Annotated in this window: 1 protein-coding gene; it reads left to right on the plus strand. The window is 65.7% G+C overall.

Annotation, left to right across the window (positions count from 1 at the left end; all coding sequences use genetic code 11):
• Positions 1-776 (plus strand): metal ABC transporter ATP-binding protein (locus U9980_RS03005; RefSeq protein ID WP_416210126.1); only part of this gene is annotated, 776 nt, incomplete at its 5' end.
• Positions 777-910: the final 134 nt, after the last annotated feature.

Consider the following 910-nt stretch of genomic DNA (forward strand, 5'->3'; position numbering starts at 1 on the left):
CCGAAAGACCGGAAACTCCCGAGACCGCAGGCCCGGCTGTGGTCTTCGACCGGGCCACTGTCGCCTATGACCGGACTCCGGTCCTGACCACCGTCCACGGAACCGTCGAGACCGGCCACGCCGTCGCCGTGATCGGCCCGAACGGTGCCGGAAAATCAACCTTGATCAAAGCTGTCCTCGGGCTGGCGCCGGTGACCGGCGGATCGGTCACCGTGTTCGGTCAACAACCGGCCCGAGCCCGCCGTCGGATCGCATACGTGCCGCAGACCGAGACCCTTGACGCCAAGGTTCGGGTAACCGTCACCCAGATCGTCCTGATGGGACGGTACCGGTGGATCGGATGGGTGCGGCGACCCACCTTCACCGACCGGGCGGCGGCCGCCCGGGCACTGGCGACAGTCGGACTCGCCGATCATGCCAGCGACTGTTTCGGGACGCTGTCGAGCGCCCAGCGCCAACGGGTGATGCTCGCCCGTGCCATCGCGCAGCAGCCACGCCTGCTGCTGCTTGACGAGCCGTTTACCGAGGTTGACGTGCTCTGCCAGGCCGCTCTGTTGTCCACGCTCGCAACCATGCGGGCAGGCGGCACCAGCGTCGTGATCTCGACCCGTGATCTGGCGCTCGCACATCTGACCTGCGATGACGTGTTCCTACTCAACGACCCTCAGGTGACTTTCGGCCCCACCGCGTCCACCCTGACCCACTACAGGCTCACGGCCGCATTCGGTGGCAGCGAGATGGCACCACTGCAAGAGGCAACGATTGCAGCCCAGTGACATCCACTACGACTTCGACCACTTCGACTTCAGTATGCAACAGGATGGTTTCGACCCGTAGTAGACACACCGGAGTCCGTCCGGATGCCGGTGAGCTCGGCCCGGTCCGCGCCAGGATGGCGGGCATCCGATGA

This window comes from Protofrankia sp. Cr1 (assembly GCF_963555865.1).
In the GTDB taxonomy this organism is placed as follows: Bacteria; Actinomycetota; Actinomycetes; order Frankiales; family Frankiaceae; genus Protofrankia.